We start from the raw sequence: 1,503 nt of genomic DNA on the forward strand, positions 1-1,503 counted from the left end.
GCCTGGACTACGCACACGGCCGCCCGCTCGGCTCGGTCCTGCTCGACCCGGGACCGCTTGCCGTGGGTCGTGAGGACCAGGGCGAGCCCGATCATGATCCCGATGATCAGCCACTGCCGTACCGGGTCGGCCGTCGCGGCGCCGCCCTCCGGCCGGCCGGCGGCGATGAACGCGGTCACTCCGCCCGCCAGCAGGAAGAGGCCGGCCCAGCCCTGACGGCCGAGCGGCTGCCGGGTCTGCTTGCGGGAGAGCGCGAGCGCGAAAAGCAGGTTCGTCGCCAGCAGCGGCTCCACCAGCGACAGTTCACCCTGACCCAGCGCGGCGGCGCCCAGCCCCATGCCGACGACCATCAGCGCGATGCCGCCGAGCCAGCGCGGCACCTTCACGAGGTCGAGCAGCAGCCGGAAGGAGAGGAAGTCGCTCAGCGGGGCGCGCTGGGCCGCGTTCTGCTGGAGCACGAAGCCGAAGCCCAGACAGCAGGCGGCACCCAGGGCGAGCGCCAGAACTGGAACCGACACGCGGTGTACCTCGATCGTCAGGTCGGGTTCACGGTTGCGTAGGGCCGACAGTACCGGCCGGCTCCGCCCGGCGCGCCCGTACGTCCTGCCATCGTCGGGGGCGGCGACGGGTCACGCTATGACGTACGTCACAAAGGACGTAACGGGTGAATCGGATGCTCGTCACGCTCGCCTCTCTCGCCTCCTGGATCACAATTCCCTCACAAGTAACGACAGTTGACGCGTGTAATGCCCTAGCGGCCCTTGACGACGACCGTTGGCTGGGGGTTGGCTGTGCGTGATCAGTTCATGGCGGCGCGCACATCCGCGCTCCCCCTGTCGCCGTGAGCCGGAACAGAAGAAGAGCGTGTGAGGAAGTTAGCGGTGTCCCCACCCCCGCCTCCCCTCGGCCGTGGCCGCAGACGTGCGGCGCAGGCCTTCGACGAGGCCCTCGACGACGCCGAGCTCGTGGCCGCCCGCGCCGCACTGGCGCAGGGCCGCTGGCAGAACGCCCGTTCCCTCCTGGCCCACACCGGGGACGACTGGGACCGGCGCGGCCACCGCGTCACCGTCCTCGCCCGCGAGTCCTACTGCGCCGCATGGGCCCGGGAGTGGATGCTCGCCGAACCCGAGTCCGCCGACGCCTCCGTGCTGCTCGCCCTCGCCCAGGTCCGGCGCGCCCTGCACGGCAAGGCCAAGCCGGTCCGGGCCCGCGAGGCCTGCCAGGCCGCCGCGACCCGTGCCCCCGCCGACCCCACCCCCTTGCTCGGCCTGCTCATGCTGGACTGCGAAGCCGGCGCCGACCAGGACGTGGTCCGCGGCTTCGAGGCGGTCCGCGCCCGGTACGCCGACCACCACCACGCCCACCATCTGATGGTCGCCCGGCTCGCCGCCCGCCGTACCGAGGCCGGCCCGGATCCGCTGCACGAGGTCTACGACTTCGCCAACTGGGCCGCCGAACAGGCACCCGCCGACTCCCCCCTCGCGATCCTGCCGGTCATCGCGC

At 72.3% G+C, this 1,503-nt stretch carries 2 protein-coding genes; one reads left to right on the plus strand and one right to left on the minus strand.

What is annotated here, in order from left to right:
• A partial coding sequence (locus ABZ281_RS49040) for a DMT family transporter (protein ID WP_356665299.1) occupies positions 1-518 on the minus strand: 518 nt, incomplete at its 3' end.
• A gap of 363 nt (positions 519-881) precedes the next feature.
• Here ABZ281_RS49040 and ABZ281_RS49045 point away from each other — a divergent pair.
• Positions 882-1,503: hypothetical protein (locus tag ABZ281_RS49045; RefSeq protein WP_356665301.1), on the plus strand; the 622-nt coding region annotated here is incomplete at its 3' end.

The organism is Streptomyces sp. NPDC006265 (assembly GCF_040613555.1).
Classification (GTDB): Bacteria; Actinomycetota; Actinomycetes; order Streptomycetales; family Streptomycetaceae; genus Streptomyces.